General features: G+C 71.5%; 14 protein-coding genes. 5 read left to right on the forward strand and 9 right to left on the reverse strand.

Annotated features, from left to right (window positions below; all coding sequences use genetic code 11):
* Positions 1 to 14: 14 nt before the first annotated feature.
* From ACZBH1_RS09095 to ACZBH1_RS09125, 7 genes are all read right to left on the reverse strand, one after another.
* Complete coding sequence (locus ACZBH1_RS09095) at positions 15 to 1,568, reverse strand: glycoside hydrolase family 43 protein (protein WP_463646191.1); 1,554 nt, start codon at positions 1,566 to 1,568, stop codon at positions 15 to 17.
* Between the two features lie 22 nt (positions 1,569 to 1,590).
* Positions 1,591 to 2,727 carry a serine hydrolase domain-containing protein gene (locus ACZBH1_RS09100; protein ID WP_463646192.1) on the reverse strand — a complete coding sequence of 379 codons (1,137 nt, stop codon included), beginning with the start codon at positions 2,725 to 2,727 and terminating at the stop codon, positions 1,591 to 1,593.
* Entirely contained in the window at positions 2,724 to 5,159 is a 2,436-nt protein-coding gene (locus ACZBH1_RS09105; protein ID WP_463646193.1) for a beta-glucosidase, read from the reverse strand. The genes ACZBH1_RS09100 and ACZBH1_RS09105 overlap by 4 nt, the downstream gene beginning before the upstream one ends.
* Before the next feature lie 89 nt (positions 5,160 to 5,248).
* Positions 5,249 to 6,124, reverse strand: a complete 876-nt coding sequence (locus ACZBH1_RS09110; RefSeq protein WP_378882842.1) for an ATP-binding cassette domain-containing protein — start codon at positions 6,122 to 6,124, stop codon at positions 5,249 to 5,251.
* Complete coding sequence (locus tag ACZBH1_RS09115) at positions 6,121 to 7,983, reverse strand: dipeptide/oligopeptide/nickel ABC transporter permease/ATP-binding protein (protein ID WP_336394516.1); 1,863 nt, start codon at positions 7,981 to 7,983, stop codon at positions 6,121 to 6,123. The genes ACZBH1_RS09110 and ACZBH1_RS09115 overlap by 4 nt, the downstream gene beginning before the upstream one ends.
* Complete coding sequence (locus ACZBH1_RS09120) at positions 7,980 to 8,921, reverse strand: ABC transporter permease (RefSeq protein ID WP_336394517.1); 942 nt, start codon at positions 8,919 to 8,921, stop codon at positions 7,980 to 7,982. Before ACZBH1_RS09120 ends, ACZBH1_RS09115 begins: the two co-directional genes overlap by 4 nt.
* A 61-nt stretch (positions 8,922 to 8,982) precedes the next feature.
* Entirely contained in the window at positions 8,983 to 10,512 is a 1,530-nt protein-coding gene (locus ACZBH1_RS09125) for an ABC transporter substrate-binding protein (protein WP_336394518.1), read from the reverse strand.
* Positions 10,513 to 10,708: 196 nt separating this feature from the next.
* On the opposite strand from ACZBH1_RS09125, the gene ACZBH1_RS09130 reads away from it, so the two are divergent.
* Complete coding sequence (locus tag ACZBH1_RS09130) at positions 10,709 to 11,470, forward strand: TetR/AcrR family transcriptional regulator (RefSeq protein WP_378884931.1); 762 nt, start codon at positions 10,709 to 10,711, stop codon at positions 11,468 to 11,470.
* A complete protein-coding gene (locus ACZBH1_RS09135; protein ID WP_463646194.1) occupies positions 11,467 to 13,896 on the forward strand; it encodes a glycoside hydrolase family 2 TIM barrel-domain containing protein in 2,430 nt (809 codons plus the stop codon). Before ACZBH1_RS09130 ends, ACZBH1_RS09135 begins: the two co-directional genes overlap by 4 nt.
* A 27-nt stretch (positions 13,897 to 13,923) precedes the next feature.
* Here ACZBH1_RS09135 and ACZBH1_RS09140 read toward each other — a convergent pair whose 3' ends face one another.
* Positions 13,924 to 15,279, reverse strand: a complete 1,356-nt coding sequence (locus ACZBH1_RS09140; protein ID WP_336394521.1) for an MFS transporter — start codon at positions 15,277 to 15,279, stop codon at positions 13,924 to 13,926.
* Positions 15,276 to 15,749 (reverse strand): MarR family winged helix-turn-helix transcriptional regulator, encoded by a 474-nt coding sequence (locus ACZBH1_RS09145; protein WP_336394522.1) that lies wholly within the window; start codon positions 15,747 to 15,749, stop codon positions 15,276 to 15,278. The genes ACZBH1_RS09140 and ACZBH1_RS09145 overlap by 4 nt, the downstream gene beginning before the upstream one ends.
* A gap of 116 nt (positions 15,750 to 15,865) precedes the next feature.
* On the opposite strand from ACZBH1_RS09145, the gene ACZBH1_RS09150 reads away from it, so the two are divergent.
* The 3 genes from ACZBH1_RS09150 to ACZBH1_RS09160 are packed head-to-tail and all read left to right on the forward strand — an operon-like array spanning position 15,866 to position 18,689.
* On the forward strand, positions 15,866 to 16,717 hold the full coding sequence (locus ACZBH1_RS09150) for an alpha/beta hydrolase (RefSeq protein WP_336394523.1): 852 nt from the start codon (positions 15,866 to 15,868) through the stop codon (positions 16,715 to 16,717).
* A 29-nt stretch (positions 16,718 to 16,746) separates the two neighbouring features.
* A complete protein-coding gene (gene lplAB / locus ACZBH1_RS09155; protein ID WP_378884939.1) occupies positions 16,747 to 17,796 on the forward strand; it encodes a lipoate-protein ligase LplAB in 1,050 nt (349 codons plus the stop codon).
* Positions 17,775 to 18,689, forward strand: a complete 915-nt coding sequence (locus tag ACZBH1_RS09160; RefSeq protein ID WP_378884942.1) for a DNA-methyltransferase — start codon at positions 17,775 to 17,777, stop codon at positions 18,687 to 18,689. Before lplAB ends, ACZBH1_RS09160 begins: the two co-directional genes overlap by 22 nt.
* Positions 18,690 to 18,737 lie beyond the last annotated feature (48 nt).

The raw sequence follows: 18,737 nt of genomic DNA on the forward strand, positions 1-18,737 counted from the left end.
GCAGGTGCGTGCGATCAGTCGTCGTGTCCCTCGGCGGTCCAGCTCGACACGGCCACGACGCCGTCGACGGCATAGACGCCGACGACCCTGCCCGTGAACGACTCCGTCGTCTCCGACGACAGGAAGCGCCCGTCGACCTCGGCCAGCTGCACGCGCTCGCCGTCGATGGTCGCCCCGAGATGGATGACATCGCTCGTGCGGGGCAGACCGCCGCCCGCCTCGTCGCCGAGCAGCTGCTCCGTCTGCCCGGGTGCGTGGGTGGGCGGAAGCGAGTCCAGATGCAGCTCGACGACACCGCCGGAGTAGGGCTGCACCCACGTCTGGACCAGCCCACCGACGACCGCGCGTGCCGTGATGGTGTCGGATGCCGCCTCGAGCTCGACATGGAACCGTTCGTCGTAGCGCACCGCGAGGCCGCCCACGCCGGATGAGGCGTCCATCCGGACCGTGATCGTGCTGGTGAGGTGCTCCTGGCGGCGTCCGATGAACACCGGGCGAGGGTCGTCGAGCGTCGAGCCGACGCCGCGAAGAGTGAGCCAGCCGGGGCGGGACCGGAGATCACCGTGGTCGGAGGGCAGCGCCCGCACCGCGATCCACTCGCCGTCGAGCTCGGCGCCCGGCGAGAACCTCACCTCCGTCCGCGAGCCGGGACGGGGGTTCAGCAGCACCGGGTCGATCACCGGCCAGCCGTCGGACCCCCACCGCACGGGCGTGACGAACGTCTCGCGGCCCAGGGCCGAGAACGCCCGCGTCATGCTCCGGGGGCGTACGCCGAGCAGCACGCACAGCCACTGCCCGCCGGGGCCCACGACCAGGTCGCCGTGGCCGGTGTTCTGGATCGGCCTAGTGGTGGAGCGCGCCGACACGAGCGGGTTCTGCGGTGCCGCCTCGAACGGGCCTGCCGGCGAGTCGCCCCGCGCGATCGAGATGCCGTGACCGCGCTCGGTGCCGCCCTCGGCGATCATGAGGTACCAGCGCCCGCCGACCTCGTAGAGATGGGGTGCCTCCGGGAATCCGCCACCGGTACCCGACCAGAGCGACCGCGGCTCCTCGAGTGCACGGTGGGTGGTGAGGTCGACTCTCACCTGCTGGATGCCGAGGTGCGTCCCGATCTCCGCGCCGCTCAGGAGGAGCCCTGAGTACGTGATGTACGCGCTGCCGTCGGCATCCCACGCGATGTCGGGGTCGATGCCGTCGAGGCTCGCCGAGCCGTCGGCCTTCCGCAGCAGGTCCCCGTCGCTCCACGGACCTGCGGCGTCGGGTGCGGTGAAGTGCAGCATCCCGCGTCCCATCGCGTCGGTGATCACGAGGTGGAACACGCCGTCGCGGTGCCGGATCGTGGGTGCCCACGCACCGCCGGCGGTCGGCACCTCCTCGACGTCGAGCTGCCCCCGACGAGTGGCGACATGACCGATGAGCTCCCACGTCTCGAAGTCGGTGGAGCGGTGGATGGGAATGCCCGGCAGATACTCGAACGTCGAGGTCGCCAGGTAGTAGACGCCGTCGACCTCGACGACCGACGGGTCGGGGTGGAAGCCGTTGATCAGGGGGTTGTGCAGCGTGGTCACGAAGGTCTTTCGGGTGCGGGGTTCAGGACGAGAGCAGGATGCCGAGCTCGCGGGCCAGCGCGACGGCGCGGGGGTCCGCGCCGCCGGGCCAGGGCCCGCGGGCGATCGTCCACGCGAAGGCGAGGCCGGTGTCGGGGTCGACGCACGCCAGGGCGCCCGCGGCGCCGTCGTGTCCGAACGAGCGCGGGCCGCCGAAGGCGAGCTGCTGCGACGGCTTCTGGAACACGATCGCGTGAGCGCGGTCATGCTGATGCAGCACCTCGTCGTAGCCGCGGATCTGCTGCTGCCCGATCTGCTCGACGGTGTCGGCGCCGAGGAACGGCGGCAAGCCGTCGACGCCCGTGACGGCGGCGGCCATGAGTCGGGCGAGGCCCCGGGCGGTGCCGGCGCCCGAGCCCGCCGGGTGCCCGTAGCGCCAGCTGCGCGGCGAGTTGCCGAGGTCGACGTCGCCCCCCATCGCGCCGAACACGACCGGACCGAGCGCCGAGTACTCGCGGGCGGTCCTGTCGGAGACCGGCTGGATCATCGGCAGCACGGGTGCGCGGCGGTGCTCCTGGTCGGCCGGAAGCCCGAGGAAGAAGTCGATGCCGTGCGGGCGGCGGATCTCCCGCTCGTAGAAGTCGTGGAGGGTGAGCCCCGTCACCCGGAACACCAGCTCGTCTCCGAGGTTGCCGATCGTGATGGCGTGATAGCCGAAGGCGCCGCCGGGATGCCAGAAGGGCCGGCTCGCGGCGAGGCGCTCGGCCGCCGCGTGGTGGTCGAGCAGCTCGTCCCACGAGAGCGCCGGCGTGGCCTGTGGAAGACCGGCCTGGTGCGAGAGCAGCTGGCGCACGGTGACACCGGCCTTGCCCTTCGCGGCGAACTCCGGCCAGTAGTGCGCGACGCGCTCGTCGAGGTCGAGCTCGCCGCGCTCGACCAGGAGGCCGACCGCCAGCCCGATGGTGTTCTTCGTCACCGAGTACGGCACGATGACGGCGTCCTCGGCGAGATGCGGGCCGCCCCACGCATCGAGCACCGGTGCGCCGTCATGGAACGCCGCGACCTGGAACGACAGACCGGGATCGGCCGCCAGGAAGCCGTCGAGGCGCTCGACGATCTCGGCGAGCCGCGGGTCCGCCGCGCCCTCGAGGGAGTCCGTGGTCAGCGGCGCCAGGCTCATGCCACCCCTCCCTCGGTCGGCCACTCCAGCGCGAGCGGGAGGTCGGCGACGGAGGCACCCGCGCGCAGCGTGAACGCGCCGGGCTCGACGACCCACTCGCCCGCCCAGTGGGCGAGACGTCGCGGCGGCACGGCGATCGTCGCGGTCACAGTCTCGCCGGGAGCGGCGTGCACCGTCGCGAAGCCCACGAGCCAGCGCTCGGGACGCTCGACCGACGAGTCCGCCCGCTCGGCGTAGACCTGCACGACCTGCTTCCCGGCGCGGTCGCCCGTGTTGGCGAGCGTGATCTCGAGGGCGTCGCCGACGCGCTGAGCGGCACCCCACGACCAGGTCGTGTAGCCCAGGCCGTGCCCGAACGGGAATGCCGGCGCGGCATGCGCCTGCAGCCAGGCGCGATAGCCGATGTGGATGCCCTCGCGGTACTCGAGTCGACCGTCCGTCGGGACGACCTCGGTCACCGGCACGTCGGCGAGGGCCGCGGGCCAGGTGGTGGGGAGGCGACCGCCGGGCTCGGCGGCGCCGGTGAGCACGTCGGCGACCGCGTGGCCGAACTCCTGTCCGCCGAAGTACCCCTGCACGATGGCCCCGACCTCACCTGCCCACGGCATCACGACGGGGGAGCCGGCGTTCACGACGACGACGGTGGGCGTGCCGGTCGCCGCCACCGCGCGGACGAGGTCGTCCTGGCGGCCGGGCAGCTCGAGGCTGGTGCGGTCGTAGCCCTCCGACTCCACCTTCGAGTTGGTGCCGACGACGACGACGGCGACATCGGATGCCTCGGCCTCGGCGACCGCGCGGGCGATGAGGTCATCGGCGTCGGTCCGCTCCGGCGCGATGCCGAGCGTCGCGCTCATGGCGCCCGAGAGCGGGCCCCCGGGCGCGCGGCTGAACTCGACGCGGATCGCCGTCTCGCGCCCGGCCGTCACGGCGACGGTGGACGTGAGCGAGGGCGGGTTGAGGAATGCGGCGCCGAGATCGGTGCCTTCGATGACGGGGGCGTCGTCGAGCACCAGGTGGCCGTCCACGAAGAGCCTGCCGGGATTCGCGCCGGCGAAGCCCAGCTCGATGTCGCCGCTGTGCTCGGGGGTGTACAGCGTCTCCAGCACCACGGTTGCGCTCGCCGCGATCGGCGCATCGCCGCCGAACCACACCAGCGACGTGGAGCGGCGGTTCTCGGCGAACAGCTCCGTGCCGTCGGCGTCGAAGAAGGCGACGCGCAGCCCGGGCTCGCTCGTGGCGGGGTTCCGCAGCTGCGCGAGCGGGATCTCGGCGACGCCCTCCTGGACGACGGCGCCGATCTCGTACCGCACCTCGGCCCCGGGCGCTGCGGCGCGGATGGCGTCGAGCGGCGACACGACCCGCTCCGGGATCACGGTCGCGCTGCCGCCGCCCTGCGTGCGGGCGTCCCGCGCGTTCTGTCCGATGACCGCGATGCGGCCGAGGGTGGCGGCATCCCACGGCAGCACGCCCTCGTTGCGCAGCAGCACGGTGCCGGAGATCGCGGCCTGCCGGGCGAACGCCGGCCCGTCCACGGGTGCGGGCTCGACCGGCGTCGCATCGCCCAGCGCCCCGACCCGCTCGGCGAGCAGCAGCAGGCGCAGCACCTTGCGGTCGAGGTCGGCCTCCGCCACGCGCCCGTCGCGGACCGCCTCGACGAGATCGGCCCAGGCGGGGGCCGGGCCGGGCATGGCCAGGTCCTGCGCCGCCGGCACCGCGTCGAGCGATCGCACCGCGGTCCAGTCGCTGATGACGACCCCGTCGAAGCCCCACTCCGAGTTCAGCGGCGTCTCGAGCAGGTCGTTCTCGGTCATCGTGACGCCGTCGACGGCGTTGTAGGAGCTCATGATCGCCCACGCGCCCGCTTCGACGGCGCGCTCGAACGGGGCGAGGTAGAGCTCGCGCAGTGCGCGCTCGCCGACGCGGACGTCGACCGTGAAGCGGTCGGTCTCGGAGTCGTTCGCCACGTAGTGCTTGGGGGTGGCGGCCACCCCGTTGTCCTGCAGGCCCCGCACGTACGCGGCCGCGAGCTCGGCCGACAGCTCCGGGTCCTCGCTGAAGCACTCGAAGTGCCGGCCGCCCAGGGGCGAGCGGTGCAGGTTGATCGTCGGGCCGAGCACGACGTCGACGCCCTTGCGGCGGGCTTCGGATGCCGCGGCCGCGCCGTACCGGTACGCCAGATCGACGTCCCACGCGGCGGCCAGTGCCGACCCCGACGGGAGGTTGAGCGACGGCTCGCGCTCGTCCCAGCGGGGACCGCGGACGCCGGCCGGGCCGTCCGACAGGGTCATCGCGCGCAACCCGATCTCGGGGACGGCGACGGTGGTCCAGAAGTCCGCGCCCTGCACGAGCGCGGCCTTCTGCTCGAGCGTGAGCCTCTCCAGAAGCGGCTGGAGGTGCGCCACGGAGGCAGGGCGGAGGGCGGTGTCAGTCATGGGGAGGGTGCTTTCTCGAAGGGAGGATCAGGGATCGGATGCCGCGGCCCGCCACCCACGGGACGGGCCGGGCCGCGGCATCCGGGTCATCAGGCGGCGCCGGCGGCCGCCTCCGCGTCCAGGAGAGCGCGCCGCGCGATGCGGCGCTCCTGCTGCCTGTCGGGATCGGGCACCGGCGCGGCCATGAACAGGCGCTGCGTGTAGGGGTGCTCGGGGTGCGAGGTGACGCGGTCTCCGTCGCCGGTCTCGACGATCTCGCCGCGATACATCACGGCGACGCGGTGTGAGATGTGCCGCACCACCGCCAGGTCGTGCGTCACGAACAGGTAGGCGACGCCCGTGCGGTCCTGGATCTCGATGAAGAGGTCGAGCACGCGCGCCTGCGTCGACAGGTCGAGTGCCGAGACCGGCTCGTCGCACACGATGAGCCGGGGCTGCAGCGCGAGCGCCCGCGCGATCGCGACGCGCTGCCGCTGACCGCCCGAGAACTCGCGGGGCAGGCGCCCTCGCGCGTCGGACGGGAGGCCCACCTGGTCGAGCAGATCCCGCACGCGGCTCTTGGCCTCGGCCGTCGCGACCCCGGCCGCGGTCAGCGGCTCGATCAGGATCTGCTCGATCGTCATCGACGGGTTCAGCGACGAGTAGGGGTCCTGGAAGACAACCTGGATCTCGGAGCTCAGCGCCCGGCGCGCCTGGCGCCCGAGATGCGAGATGTCCTTGCCGTCGTACGTGATCGACCCCTCGGTCACCGGTGCGAGCCCCAGCGCGGCGCGTCCGAGCGTGGTCTTCCCGGACCCCGACTCGCCGACGAGGCCCACCGTCTCACCGGGAAGGATGTCGAGCGACACGCCCTTGAGGGCCCGGAACGGCTGCGCACGGAACCCCTTGCCGGGGTACTCGACGACGAGGTCCTTGACATCCAGCAGCGGCGTCTCCCGCGGCGGGGCGGTCAGCGGAGTGGTCATGCTCGCGCTCCCTTCAGGACGAGCGGCGGGCGGGCGGGACCCTCGTCGAGGATCGCGTCCAGCAGCGCCTTCGTGTACGGATGCTGCGCGTCGTTGAAGATCGCGCGCACGGGGCCCTGTTCGACGAAGCGACCGCTCTGCATCACCGAGACCCGGTCGCAGAGGTCGGCCACGACGCCGAAGTTGTGGGTCACGAGGAGCATGGCCATGTTCCGCTCGGCCTGGAGGTCCCGCAGCAGATCCAGCACCTCGGCCTGCACCGTCACGTCGAGAGCCGTCGTCGGCTCGTCGGCGATGATGAGGTCGGGGTCGGTCGAGACGGCCCCTGCGATGAGCACGCGCTGCGCCATGCCGCCCGACACCTCGAACGGATACGCGTCGAACGTGCGCTTCGGGTTGGGGATGCCGACCCGGGCGAGCAGCTCGAGCGACCGCTCGGTCGCCGCCTTCTTCGACAGCCCGAGGTTCTTGCGCAACGGCTCGACCAGCTGGCCGCCGATCGTGAACGAGGGGTCGAGGTTCGACATCGGCTCCTGCGGGATGTAGCCGATGCGCTTGCCCCGCAGCCCCGCGTAGGAGCGGTCGTCGCCGCCCGCGAGCTCGGTGCCCTCGTACAGGATCGAGCCGGCCGTGACGTGCCCGCCGCGGGGGAGGAGCCCCAGCACGGCGAATGCCGTCTGCGTCTTGCCCGAGCCGGATTCGCCGATGAGGCCGTGGACTTCGCCCCGGCGGATGTCGAGCGAGACGCCGTGGACGACCTCGATGTGCGAGCCGTCGGGCTGGTCGTACCCGACGCGGAGGTCGCGGACCTCCAGCACCTTCTCCGAGGCCTTGCTGCGCACGTCGTCCTTGTGCGTGATGACGCCCGCGCTCTCGAAGATCGGCGGCTCGTCGAGGTCGACGACGTCGCCGCCGCTCAGCCCGACGGACGTCGTCACCGCGGCCACCGATCCGGTCGCGGTCGCCACCGCGCGGCGGCGCTTGCGGCGCACCGAGACCGTGCGCTCCAGCTCGTCGCGCATGACGTTGGCCAGCAGCGTCAGCGCGATGCACGTGAGCGCGATCGCAAGCGACGGCCACAGCATGAGCAGCGGCTCCTTGTAGATGTTCTTGAAGCCGTCGTTGAGCATCTGGCCCCACGTGGGGACCGCCACGTCGCCGAGTCCGAGGAACTCCAGCCCCGACTGGATCGCGATCGCGATGCCGGCGATGATCGCCGCCTGGATGATGATGGGCGCCCGCACGACCGACAGCACGTGGCGCGCGATGATGCGCGAGTCGCTGAGGCCCGAGACGCGGGCCGCGTCGACGTACAGCTCCGAGCGCACCGCGGTGACCGACGCGTACACGAGGCGGTAGAACGCCGGTGCGAGCAGGATGCCGAAGATGAACATCGAGATCCACACCGAGGGTCCGAGCACCGCCCGCGCCGCGAGCAGCACGACGATGCCGGGCAGGGCCATGTTCAGCTCGGTCACCCAGGTGGCCGTGCTGTTGAACCACCCCTGGTAGTAGCCGGCGATGAGGCCGCTGATGACACCGAGGATCAGCGCGACGGCGAGGGCGAGGAGCGCGGCGGCGACGGTCGTCTGGGTGGCTGCGAGCAGGCGCGACAGCACGTCGCGTCCACTGCCGTCGGTGCCCAGGATGTGCTCGGCGCTGGGCGGTGCGAGCACGTTGCGGATGTCGGCGTAGTTGGGGTCCTGCGGGGCGATGGCCGGGCCGATGATCGCGATGACGCCCAGCAGCACCAGGAAGATCAGCGAGGCGAGGCCGAGCGGACGGCGCAGCAGGCGCCGCCGGAGCGAGACGCGTACCGGCGCGACCGGTACGTCGAGGGGGACGTCGATGGCGGTCATGAGAGTCGCACCTTCGGGTTCAGCGCCGCCTGGGCGAGGTCGATGAGGAGGTTCACGATGACGACGATGACCGCGAATGCGATCACCACGCCCATGACGACGGGGATGTCGCCGAGCGTCGTCGCGCGGACGGTGAGCTGGCCCATGCCGGGGATGGCGAAGACCTGCTCCACGATCACGGCCCCGCCGAGGAGCCCGATGAACTGCACCGCGAGGACGGCGAGCGCCGGGCCTCCGGCGTTGCGGAGGACGTGACGGTAGACGACGGCATTGGTGGCGAGGCCGCGGGCGCGCAGCGTGCGGACGTAGTCGCGCGACATGGCGTCGATGACCGACCCGCGCACCTGCTGGGCGACGACGGCGATGGCGCCGATCGACAGGGCGATGATCGGCAGCGTCACCGACGACAGCCATCCGACGAACGAGGTGGTCACCGGGATGTAGCCGGTGGCCTTGAACCAGCCGAGGTTGATCGCGAAGACGAGCACCAGGCCGAGCGCGATGAGGAAGCCCGGGATCGCGAAGCCCACGAGCGAGACGACCTGGACGCTTCCGTCGATCCACCCGCCGCGACGGGCGGCGAGGACGCCGAGGACCACCGCGACGACGGCCGAGAGGAGCGTCGCGCCGATCACGATCGACAGGGTGACGGCGAGGCGGTTGCCGACGCTGGTCGAGACCAGCTCGCCGGTGAACCAGCTGCGGCCGAGGCTGCCGGTGAGGGCGCCCGTGACCCACTCCCCGTACTGGGCGAGCAGCGGCTGGTTCAGGCCCAGCTCCTCGGTCTTCTTGGCGACGGTCTCGGCGGTGGCGTTCTCGCCGAGGATGCGGCGGGCGATGTCGCCGCCTCCCGCGAAGAGGAGGACGAACGCGAGGAACGAGATCACCGCGATCAGGATGACGCCCGACAGCAGGCGCCGGAGGATGAATGCAAGCATGAGGTCTTCCCGTGGGTGGTGTCGCCCCGCCCGCGCGTGACCGCGCGGGCGGGGCGAGGCTTCAGCTCTTCGGCGAGAACCCGAAGATCGACGGGTAGGCATTGGTGGGCCAGAACTCGAGGTTCGTGTTCGCGTCCACCGCGTAGGTCCCCTGGACCCGGAAGAACGGCGCGAACCAGGCCTGCTCGACGATGTACGCGTTGAGGTCCTTCGTGGCCTGCTCGGCGTCGTCGCCGCCCATCTGGATGGTGGCGATGTACTCGTCGACCTGCGGGTCCTGCGAGCGGAACGGGTTGAAGGTCGCCTGGGGGGCGATCATGAAGTTGATCAGCTGCCAGTCGGGGTTCTGCTCCAGCGCCATCCATGTCGCCGGGTACTTCGGCGCGAGCATGTCGGTGATGAAGTTGCCGGTGCCGGGGTCAGTGTAGTTCACCGTGATCCCGATGTCGGCGAGCTGCTGCGCCACGAGGTCGAACGTCGTCTGGAAAGCCGGCGTGGACATCATGTCGAGCGTGAAGCCGTCGGGGTAGCCGGCCTCGGCGAGCAGCTCCTTGGCGGCCTCGGGGTCGTATCCGTAGGTGCTGTCGAGCGCCTCGTCGTAGCCGACGGACGTCTCGGGGAAGACCTGCTCGGTCACCGTGCCGTAGCCGGCCTGCAGAGCGTCGAGCAGCGCCTCGCGGTCGAACGCCATGTTGATGGCCTGGCGCACCCGCACGTCGGCCAGCTCGGGGGCCATGGTTCCGGCGCGGTCGAAGAGCAGGAGGCCCTGGAAGTCGAGCTCGTTGGACTCGATCGTCCAGCCGGATGCCTCGATCTCGGGGATCGTGTCGTTGTTGACGATCTTCGCGCCGTTCGCCTCGCCCGCCTTGAGCGCGTTCAGCGTCGCCGTCGGGTCCTCGATGACGTTGATCGTGAGGTTGTCGTACTTGACGGCGTCGGGGTTCCAGTAGTCCGGGTTGGCGGTGTACACGTACGTGGTGCCGGTGACCGTCGCCGCGGTGTCGAGGATGTAGGGGCCGGAGCCGACCGGCTCGGTGGCGGAGTCCGGGTCGTCGAACGTCGACGGCGCCTGGATGAGGCCCGGGGCGATCGACAGCAGGTTCACGAGCGAGGGGTCGGGCGTGGGCTGCGTGATGGTGACGGTCGTCGGGTCGACCGCGGCGAACTCCTTGCCGGCGAGGGTGGCGGCCTGCGGGGCGGTGCCGTCGCGGAAGCGCTCGAGGCTGGCGACGACGGCGTCGGCGTCCAGCGGCGTGCCGTCGGTGAACTCGACGTCGTCGCGCAGGGTCAGGGTCAGCACGGTGTTGTCGTCGTTGTACTCCCACTCGGTGGCGAGCCACGGCTCGATCTCACCGGCGGCGTTCTTCTGCAGCAGCGTGTCGAACACCGCCTGGAAGAACGGGCTGCGGTTGCCGTATTCGGCGCCCTGGCCGATGTCGTAGCTCGTGGGCCCGATGATCGCGGTGAGCGTGAGCCGGTCTGCCCGGCCGGATTCGCCTGCGCCCGACCCGTCGTCCCCGGCACCGGCGCAGCCGGTGAGGGCGAGAGCGGCGATCGCGATGGTGGCTGCTGTGGCCTTCCAACGGAACATCCTTGGTCCCTTCATAGGTGGCGATGCCCCTGCGGATCGCCTTCTGGCGGGAGACGCTAACACCAATTCCTAGTCAACGCTAGGTTTTTGACGCAAAAATCTAGCGGGCGCTCGAATTTCGTTATAGAACGGAGGGGAAGGAACCCGGCGGCCACCGATGTAGGTGCGCGAGACGACCCGGGGATACGGTGAGACGATGACCGAGACCACCTCCGCCGCAGCGCGGAAGGGGACCGCTCCCACGCGGACGCGCAAGCCGCGCGGCGAGTATGCGAAGTCGGCGGCGACGCGGACGGCGATCCTGGATGCAGCCCTCGAGGTGTTCGCCGAATCCGGATATCGAGCCGGATCCCTGCGGGAGGTCGCCGAGCGCGTGGGCATGAGCGAGGCCGGGCTGCTTCACCACTTCCGAAGCAAGAGCGCACTGCTTCAGGCGGTGCTCGACCACCGAGACGACCTGGCGCGCGAACTCGTCGACTTCGACGTGCCCGACGGCGTCGAGGCCCTGCGCGGCCTCGTCGCGCTCGCGCGGCACAATGCGTCCATCCCGGGGGTCGTCGAGCTCTACTGCACGCTTTCGGCAGAGGCGACGTCGTCCGATCATCCCGCCCACGGGTACTTCGTGCAGCGATACGAATACGTGCGGGAGAGCACCACCCGCGCCTTCGCGCGCATCGCCTCCGCCGATCGGCTGCTGCCGGGGGTCGACCCGCGACGTGCGGCGGTCGCGACGATCGCGCTCATGGACGGCCTCCAGGTGCAATGGCTCCTCGACCCGTCGTCGACGGACATGGCCGAGGCGCTGGCGGAGTTCTTCCGCGGCATGATCAGCGGCTACGACCTCGCGGGGATCGAAGCGGTGCTCGATGCGAGATCGGGCGGCGCTGAACCCGCGGACGGCGCCGGGGCGGACCCGGGACCCGCGGAGGCCGACGGCTCCCGCGAGGTCGGCGCGTGATCCGGCAGCCGTTCCTCGAGGGCTGGACCGTCGGTCCCAAGCTCGGTGCCTTCGAGGCGCCCACGCCCGAGTCGGTCCCGCGGCCCGTCCGGCTGCCGCACGACGCCGTGCGCGACCTGCCGCGGTCCTCCGGCAGCGACCAGGGCGTGCACACCGGCTACGTGCAGGGCGGGGTGTTCGAGTACGCGAAGACGATCGACGTACCCGCTTCGTGGCGCGACAAGACGGTGCGGCTCGAGTTCGAGGGTGTCTACCGTGACGCGGTCGTCTTCGTCAACGGCGACGCAGTCGTGCACGAGCCGAACGGCTACAACGCCTTCGAGGCGGTGCTGGACCCGTATCTGCGCCACGGGGAGGCGAACCGCATCACCGTCGAAGCCCGCGCGCACCGCGACAGCCGATGGTACTCCGGCGCGGGCATCTATCGTCCCGTGCACCTCGTCGTCGCCGATCCGGTGCACATCCCGCTCGACGGCACCGTCGTCACGACCCCCGACATCGACGCCGACCGTGCGATCGTGAACGTGGCGACGACCGTGCGGAACGGCTCGCGCCACACGCGCACGCTGCGGCTCACGTGGACGGTCGCGGGACCCGACGGCGCGCAGGTCGCGACCGGGTCAGCGCCCGTGACCGTGCTCCCCGGGAGCGAGGCCGTCGCACGGCTCCGCCTCGCGGTCGAGGCGCCGGCGCTGTGGAGCGAGGCGTCGCCCGCGCTGCACCGGGTGCGCACCGCCCTCACGGCCGAGGACGGAACCGAGCTGGACACGGATGCCGCGAGCTTCGGCATCCGTCGCCTCCAAGTGGACGCGCGGCGCGGCCTGCGGATCAACGGCGAGCCCGTGACGCTCCGGGGCGCCTGCGTCCACCACGACGGCGGGCCGCTCGGCGCCGCCACCTTCGCCGACGCGGAGGACCGGCGGGTGCGGCTCCTCAAGGAGGCGGGCTTCAACGCCCTGCGCAGCGCGCACAACCCGATGAGCCGCGCGATGCTGGACGCGTGCGACCGGCACGGCGTATTCGTCATGGACGAGCTCACCGACACCTGGACACGGTCGAAGGTGGCCTTCGACGCCGCGCCGGGGTTCGCCGAGCGATGGCGGCGCGACGTCGACGCCCTCGTCGCGAAGGACCTCAACCACCCGAGCGTCATCATGTACTCGATCGGCAACGAGATCCTCGAGCTCGCGTCGCCCGCCGGGTCGGCGTGGAGCAGGCGCCTGGCCGAGCGGATCCGCGAGCGCGACGACACCCGTCTGGTCACCAACGGCATCAACGGCATCATCGCCAACCTCGACCGCATGCGGGAGGCCGATGCCGGGCCGGAGGGCGAGGGCGAGGCCTCCGATCCGAACACCATGATGGCGACGATGGGCGACGTGATGGCCCGCGCCAACGCGTCGGAGCTCGTGACGGCGTCGACCGAGGAGTCGGCATCGGTGCTCGACGTCGTGGGGTTCAACTACGCGGAGTCCCGCTACGAGCTGGATGCCGAGCTGTTCCCGAACCGGGTCATCGTGGGCTCCGAGACCTTCCCCTCGCGGATCGAGAAGATGTGGGAGCTGGTCCAGCGCCTGCCGCACGTCATCGGCGACTTCACCTGGACGGGGTGGGACTACCTGGGGGAGGCCGGCATCGGCCGCGTCGACTACACCGATGAGCCCGGCTATCAGCCGACCGGGACCGCCGGACCGTTCCCGCATCTGCTCGCCGGCTGCGGCGACCTCGACATCACCGGCCACCGCCGCCCCGCGTCGTTCTACCGCGAGATCGTCTTCGGGCTGCGCACCGAGCCGTACCTGGCGGTGCATCCGCCCCGGCACCACGGCCGGCCCACGGCGACCACGCCGTGGTCGTGGGACGACTCGGTGTCGTCATGGACATGGGATGCCGCGCCCGGCGCCCCGGTCACCGTCGACGTCTACGCGCCCGCGGAGGAGGTCGAGCTGCAGCTCGACGGCGTCTCGCTGGGCGTGGCTCCGGTCGGCGCGGAGAAGGCGTTCCGTGCGCGCTTCGAGACGGAGTACCGGCCGGGCGAGCTGGTCGCCGTCGCGCGCTCCGGCGGTCGCGAGGTCGGCCGCACGACGCTGCGCACCGCGGCGGACACCGCCCTCGTGGCGATGGCCGAGCGCGACGAGATCACGACGGACGGCCTCGGCTTCGTCCGGATCCTCCTCGCCGATGCGAACGGGGTCGTCGCGTGCGACGCCGATCGCGCGGTCACCGTGACGGTCGAGGGCGATGCCGAGCTCGTCGGCCTCGGCACCGGGCGCATCCGCACCGAGGAGTCCTTCGCGGGCCCCGCCGTCACGACGCACGACGGGCGGGCGCTCGCGATCGTGCGGGCGACGGGGCCGGGACGGGCGACGGTGACGGTGGCGGCCGACGGCCTGGCCGCGGCATCCGTCACCCTCACCGTCTCCTGACGCGGACCGCGGTGCCGCGCGGCGACGTCAGCTCGCGCGGCGGACGCGCACGTCGCCCTTGTCCTCGGGCACGACGCGGATCGGGGTGGTGCCGGCGACCTCGTCGCTGAACTCCTCGGGAGCGATGACCGAGAGGGGGCGCGTCTCGTCGAGCGTCAGGCGGAACCGCCTGTGCTCGTGGCGGTGGAGCCGGCCCGAGACGAAGAGCCAGGTCGCACCGATCGCGAAAGCCACGAAGGCCGCTGCCGCGCCGAGGAGGATCGCCACGCGCGGACCCCACTCCGCCGCCACCCATCCGACGATGGGTGCGCCGATCGGCGTGCCGCCCATGAGGATCGCCATGTACAGGGCCAGCACCCGGCCGCGCAGCACGGGATCGGTCGTGGTCTGCACGTAGCCGTTGGCGGTCGTCATCATCGTCACCACGGCGAAGCCGGTGAACATGAGCGTGACGGCATACAGCCAGTACGAGGGCATGAAGGCCGACACGAGGGCGGCGAATCCGAACATCGCCGTGCCGGCGATGAGCACCCGCAGCCGCGCGCGATCGCGCCGTGCCGCCATGAGGGCTCCGGCGACCGAGCCGATGGCGAGGATCGAGCTCAGCAGTCCGAAGCCGTCGGCCTCCTTGCCGAACTCGACCGCCATCGTCGAGGCCAGGATCGGGAAGTTCATGCCGAACGCGCCGATGAGGAACACCATCGCGAAGGTGACGATCAGGTCGGGTCGCCCGGCCACGTAGCGGAAGCCGTCGGCGAGCCGCGACGACTGGGGCGCCTTCACGCGCGGGATGAGCTCGTGGGTGCGGATGAGCACGAGCGCGGCGAGCATCGCGAGGAAGGTGACGGCGTTGGCGACGAACACCCACCCGGTTCCGACCGCCACGATGACGATGCCGGCGACGGCCGGGCCGATCATGCGGGCGCCGTTGAACGACGCGGCGTTCAGCGCGACGGCGTTGGAGGCGTTCTCGCGTGCCACGAGGTCCGACACGAACGCCTGGCGCGCCGGGTTGTCGAACGCGGCCACGACGCCGAGGGCGAGTGCGAATGCGTACATGATCAGCAGGTTCATGACGCCCGCGAAGATCAGCGCGCCGATGCCGAGTCCGAGGATCAGCAGCAGGCTCTGCGTCACCAGCAGGAGCCGGCGGCGGTCGAACCGGTCCGCGACGAGGCCCGTCACGCCGACCAGCAGCAGCGGCGGCGCGAACTGCAGCGCCATCGTGACGCCCATCGCGGCGGCGTCGTTGTCGGTGAGCTCGGTGAGCACGACCCAGCTGATGGCCGTCGCCTGCATCCACGCGCCGATGTTCGACACCAGCGCGCCGATGAACCAGACGCGGTAGTTGAAGGCGGAGAAGGACCGGAACATCGCGCTCATCGATCGACCATCCGCTGCATGATCTCGGCGGCGGCCTCGAGCGTCTCGCGCTCGCGCGCGGTGAGCTGGGCGAGGGATGCCTCGACCCACGCGTCGCGGCGGCGCGCGGTCTCTTCGACGACCGCCTCGCCCTCGGGCGTGAGCGAGATGACGACCTTGCGGCCGTCCCGCTCGTCGGCGCCGCGCACGATGTAACCCGACTCCTGGAGGCAGTTGACGGTGCGGTTCATCGAGGGAGCCGAGACCCGCTCCCGCTCGGCGAGCTCGCCGAGCGTGTGGGGACCGTGCACCTTGAGGGCGGCGAGGACGGCGAACTGGCCGTCGCTCATCGAGTCGACGGCGCGCTGCGTGCGCATGCGCCGCGCGAGACGGAAGATCGCGATCCGGAGGCGGGAGGCGGCAGGGGAGAGGTCCGGCTGGTCGACGGCGCTCGGGCCGGTCGCTGTCGTGGTGGTCTCGTCGCTGCTCATACGGTTAGTTAGCTTAGCTCATTAGTCTTGCTAAACAAAGTCGGAAAGCGGATGCCGCGCCCCGGCGCGCACCGCATGCGGCGGGCGGCGGCATCCGTCCGCATAGACTCCTGCGCATGCCCGAGTTCATCGATGCCCACGGCATCACGATCTTCTTCGATGTCCACCCGGCGAAGACCGAGCCGCGGGCTGTCGTGCAGCTCCTGCACGGCATCGGTGAGCACGCCGGGAGGTACGCCGCCCTCATCGAGGCACTCACCGGACAGGGCTGCACCGTCTACGCGGCCGACCACCGCGGCCACGGCCGCACCGGAATGGCGCAGCACGGTGGCGATGCCTCTCGGCTCGGCCACCTGGGTCCCGGGGGCCTGCGCGCCGCACTGGCCGCCATGTGGCAGTTCACCGAGCACATCCGCGCCGAGAATCAGGAGCTGCCGCTCGTGCTGCTGGGGCATTCGGGCGGATCGATCCTCGCGCAGATGCTGGTCAACGCCCACCCCGACGCGTATGACGGTCTCGTCCTCACCGGCTCGGCCCTGCGGATGCCGCGCTGGATCCGCACGACCGCGCTCAACAAACCGTGGGACGGGCCCGGTGCGATGGGCACGGAGTGGCTCTCGAGCGATCTCGCCGTGGGGCGAGCGTTCCTGGACGACCCCTTGACGACCAGCGAGGACCCGCTCAAGCTCATCGGGATCCCGGACTCCCTCCGGATGTACGGTCTTCCGCTGCGCGACTCGCCGCGCGACCTGCCCACCCTGCTCATGGTGGGTCGCGACGACCGGGTCGGCGGCCCGCGCAGCGTCCACCGGCTCGCCGACGCGTACCGGACGCGCTCGGGGTTCACCGACGTCACGACCCTCGTCTACCCCGGCGCCCGCCACGAGATCTTCAACGAGGTCATGCAGAAGGATGTGCGCGCCGATCTCCTCGCGTGGCTCGACCGGCGGTTCCCGGCGAAGGGCTGATCGCCCCGGCTCGGCAATAGGCTGAGCGGATGCACGGCGAATACAAGGTGCCCGGCGGGAAGCTCGTCGTCGTCGACCTCGAGGAGCGCGATGGCCGCATCGCGGACTTCCACCTCGCGGGCGACTTCTTCCTCGAGCCGGACGACGCGCTCGACGACATCGACGCGGCGGTCAACGGCCTCCCGGTCGAGGCGGACGTCGCCGCGATCGCCGCGGCCGTGCGCTCCGCGCTCCCCGAGGGCGCCCAGCTGCTCGGCTTCACGCCCGAGGCGGTGGGCACGGCGGTGCGCCGGGCCTTGGTCACCGCGCCCGGCTGGCGGGACTTCGACTGGGAGATCGTGCACGAGCGCCCGGTCTCGCCGCGCATGAACCTGGCGCTCGACGAAGTGCTCACCGCCCGGGTCGGCGACGGCCGGCGGCGCCCGACGCTGCGCATCTGGGAGTGGAACGAGAACGCCGTGGTCATCGGGTCGTTCCAGTCGCTGCGCAACGAGGTGGATCCCGAGGGTGCCGCGCGCCACGGCTTCGACGTCGTGCGCCGCATCTCGGGCGGGGGCGCCATGCTCATGGGCGCGAACTCGATCATCACGTACTCGCTCTACGTCCCGGCATCGCTCGTCGCCGGTCTCACGTTCGCGGACTCGTACGCGTTCCTCGACGACTGGGTGCTGCAGGGGCTGCGCGCCCTGGGCGTCGACGCCACCTACCAGCCGCTCAACGACATCGCCTCGCCGCAGGGCAAGATCGGCGGCGCCGCGCAGAAGCGACTGGCGAACGGGGGAGTGCTGCACCACGCGACGCTCAGCTACGACATGGACGGCCAGATGATGACCGAGGTGCTCCGCATCGGGCGCGAGAAGCTGAGCGACAAGGGCACGACCTCGGCCGCGAAGCGCGTCGATCCGCTGCGTCGCCAGACCGGGCTGCCGCGCGAGGCGATCATCGCCAAGCTCGAGCAGACGTTCACGAAGCTCTACGGCGCCGTGCCCGGGCGCATCGCCGAGGACGAGTACGCCGAGGCGGAGGCGCTCGTGGAGTCCAAGTTCGCCACCGACGCGTGGCTGCGCCGGGTGCCGTGACCGACGACGGGCCGGCCCCCGCGCCCGCCGAGGGGGCCGTCGAGATCCACGAGGGCGACAACCTCGACGTCGTCCGCGGCTTCGCCGACGCCTCCTTCACGCTCATCTACCTCGACCCGCCGTTCAACACCGGCCGCACGCAGGAGCGGGCCGTCGAGACGGCGCGGACGCGGCATCCGTCCCCCGTCGAGCAGGCGGCGGAACCCGCCGGGATCGTGCGACGCGGGTTCCACGGGCGCGAGTACGAGCGGATCCGCGGCGACCTTCGCGCCTACGACGACCGGTTCGACGACTACTGGGGCTTCCTCGAGCCGCGACTGCTCGAGGCGTGGCGGCTTCTCACCGAGGACGGCACCCTCTACCTCCACCTCGACTACCGCGAGGCGCACTACGCCAAGGTGCTCATGGACGCCCTCGTGGGGCGGGAGCGGTTCCTCAACGAGCTCATCTGGGCGTACGACTTCGGCGCCAAGACGCGCAAGCGCTGGCCGACCAAGCACGACACGATCCTGGTGTACGTGAAGGATCCGCGGGCGTACTGGTTCGACTCCGACGCCGTCGACCGCGAGCCCTACATGGCGCCGGGGCTCGTCACGGCGGAGAAGGCCGAGCGGGGCAAGCTGCCCACCGACGTCTGGTGGCACACGATCGTGCCGACGACCGGGCGTGAGAAGACCGGGTATCCCACCCAGAAGCCCGAGGGCATCCTGCGCCGCATCGTGCAGGCGTCCTCGCGCCCCGGCGACCGTGTGCTCGACTTCTTCGCGGGGAGCGGCACCACCGGCGCCGTCGCGTCGTCACTCGGCCGCGACGCGGTGCTCGTGGACCACAACCCCGAGGCGATCGCGGTCATGCGACAGCGGATGCCGCGCGCCCGCGTGGTCGCGGACTGACCGGGCGGCCGGCGGGCCGGGCGACCGGCGGAATATACCTCTCCGCGA

The organism is Microbacterium sp. ZXT2-5, from assembly GCF_055329545.1.

Coding starts and splice junctions, on each gene's coding strand:
- ACZBH1_RS09115 (WP_336394516.1), bottom strand. CDS start 7,983: ATGACCGCCATCGACGTCCCCCTCGACGTACCGGTCGCGCCGGTACGC.
- ACZBH1_RS09130 (WP_378884931.1), top strand. CDS start 10,709: ATGACCGAGACCACCTCCGCCGCAGCGCGGAAGGGGACCGCTCCCACG.
- ACZBH1_RS09125 (WP_336394518.1), bottom strand. CDS start 10,512: ATGTTCCGTTGGAAGGCCACAGCAGCCACCATCGCGATCGCCGCTCTC.
- lplAB (WP_378884939.1), top strand. CDS start 16,747: ATGCACGGCGAATACAAGGTGCCCGGCGGGAAGCTCGTCGTCGTCGAC.
- ACZBH1_RS09110 (WP_378882842.1), bottom strand. CDS start 6,124: ATGACCACTCCGCTGACCGCCCCGCCGCGGGAGACGCCGCTGCTGGAT.
- ACZBH1_RS09100 (WP_463646192.1), bottom strand. CDS start 2,727: ATGAGCCTGGCGCCGCTGACCACGGACTCCCTCGAGGGCGCGGCGGAC.
- ACZBH1_RS09145 (WP_336394522.1), bottom strand. CDS start 15,749: ATGAGCAGCGACGAGACCACCACGACAGCGACCGGCCCGAGCGCCGTC.
- ACZBH1_RS09105 (WP_463646193.1), bottom strand. CDS start 5,159: ATGACTGACACCGCCCTCCGCCCTGCCTCCGTGGCGCACCTCCAGCCG.
- ACZBH1_RS09150 (WP_336394523.1), top strand. CDS start 15,866: ATGCCCGAGTTCATCGATGCCCACGGCATCACGATCTTCTTCGATGTC.
- ACZBH1_RS09120 (WP_336394517.1), bottom strand. CDS start 8,921: ATGCTTGCATTCATCCTCCGGCGCCTGCTGTCGGGCGTCATCCTGATC.
- ACZBH1_RS09140 (WP_336394521.1), bottom strand. CDS start 15,279: ATGAGCGCGATGTTCCGGTCCTTCTCCGCCTTCAACTACCGCGTCTGG.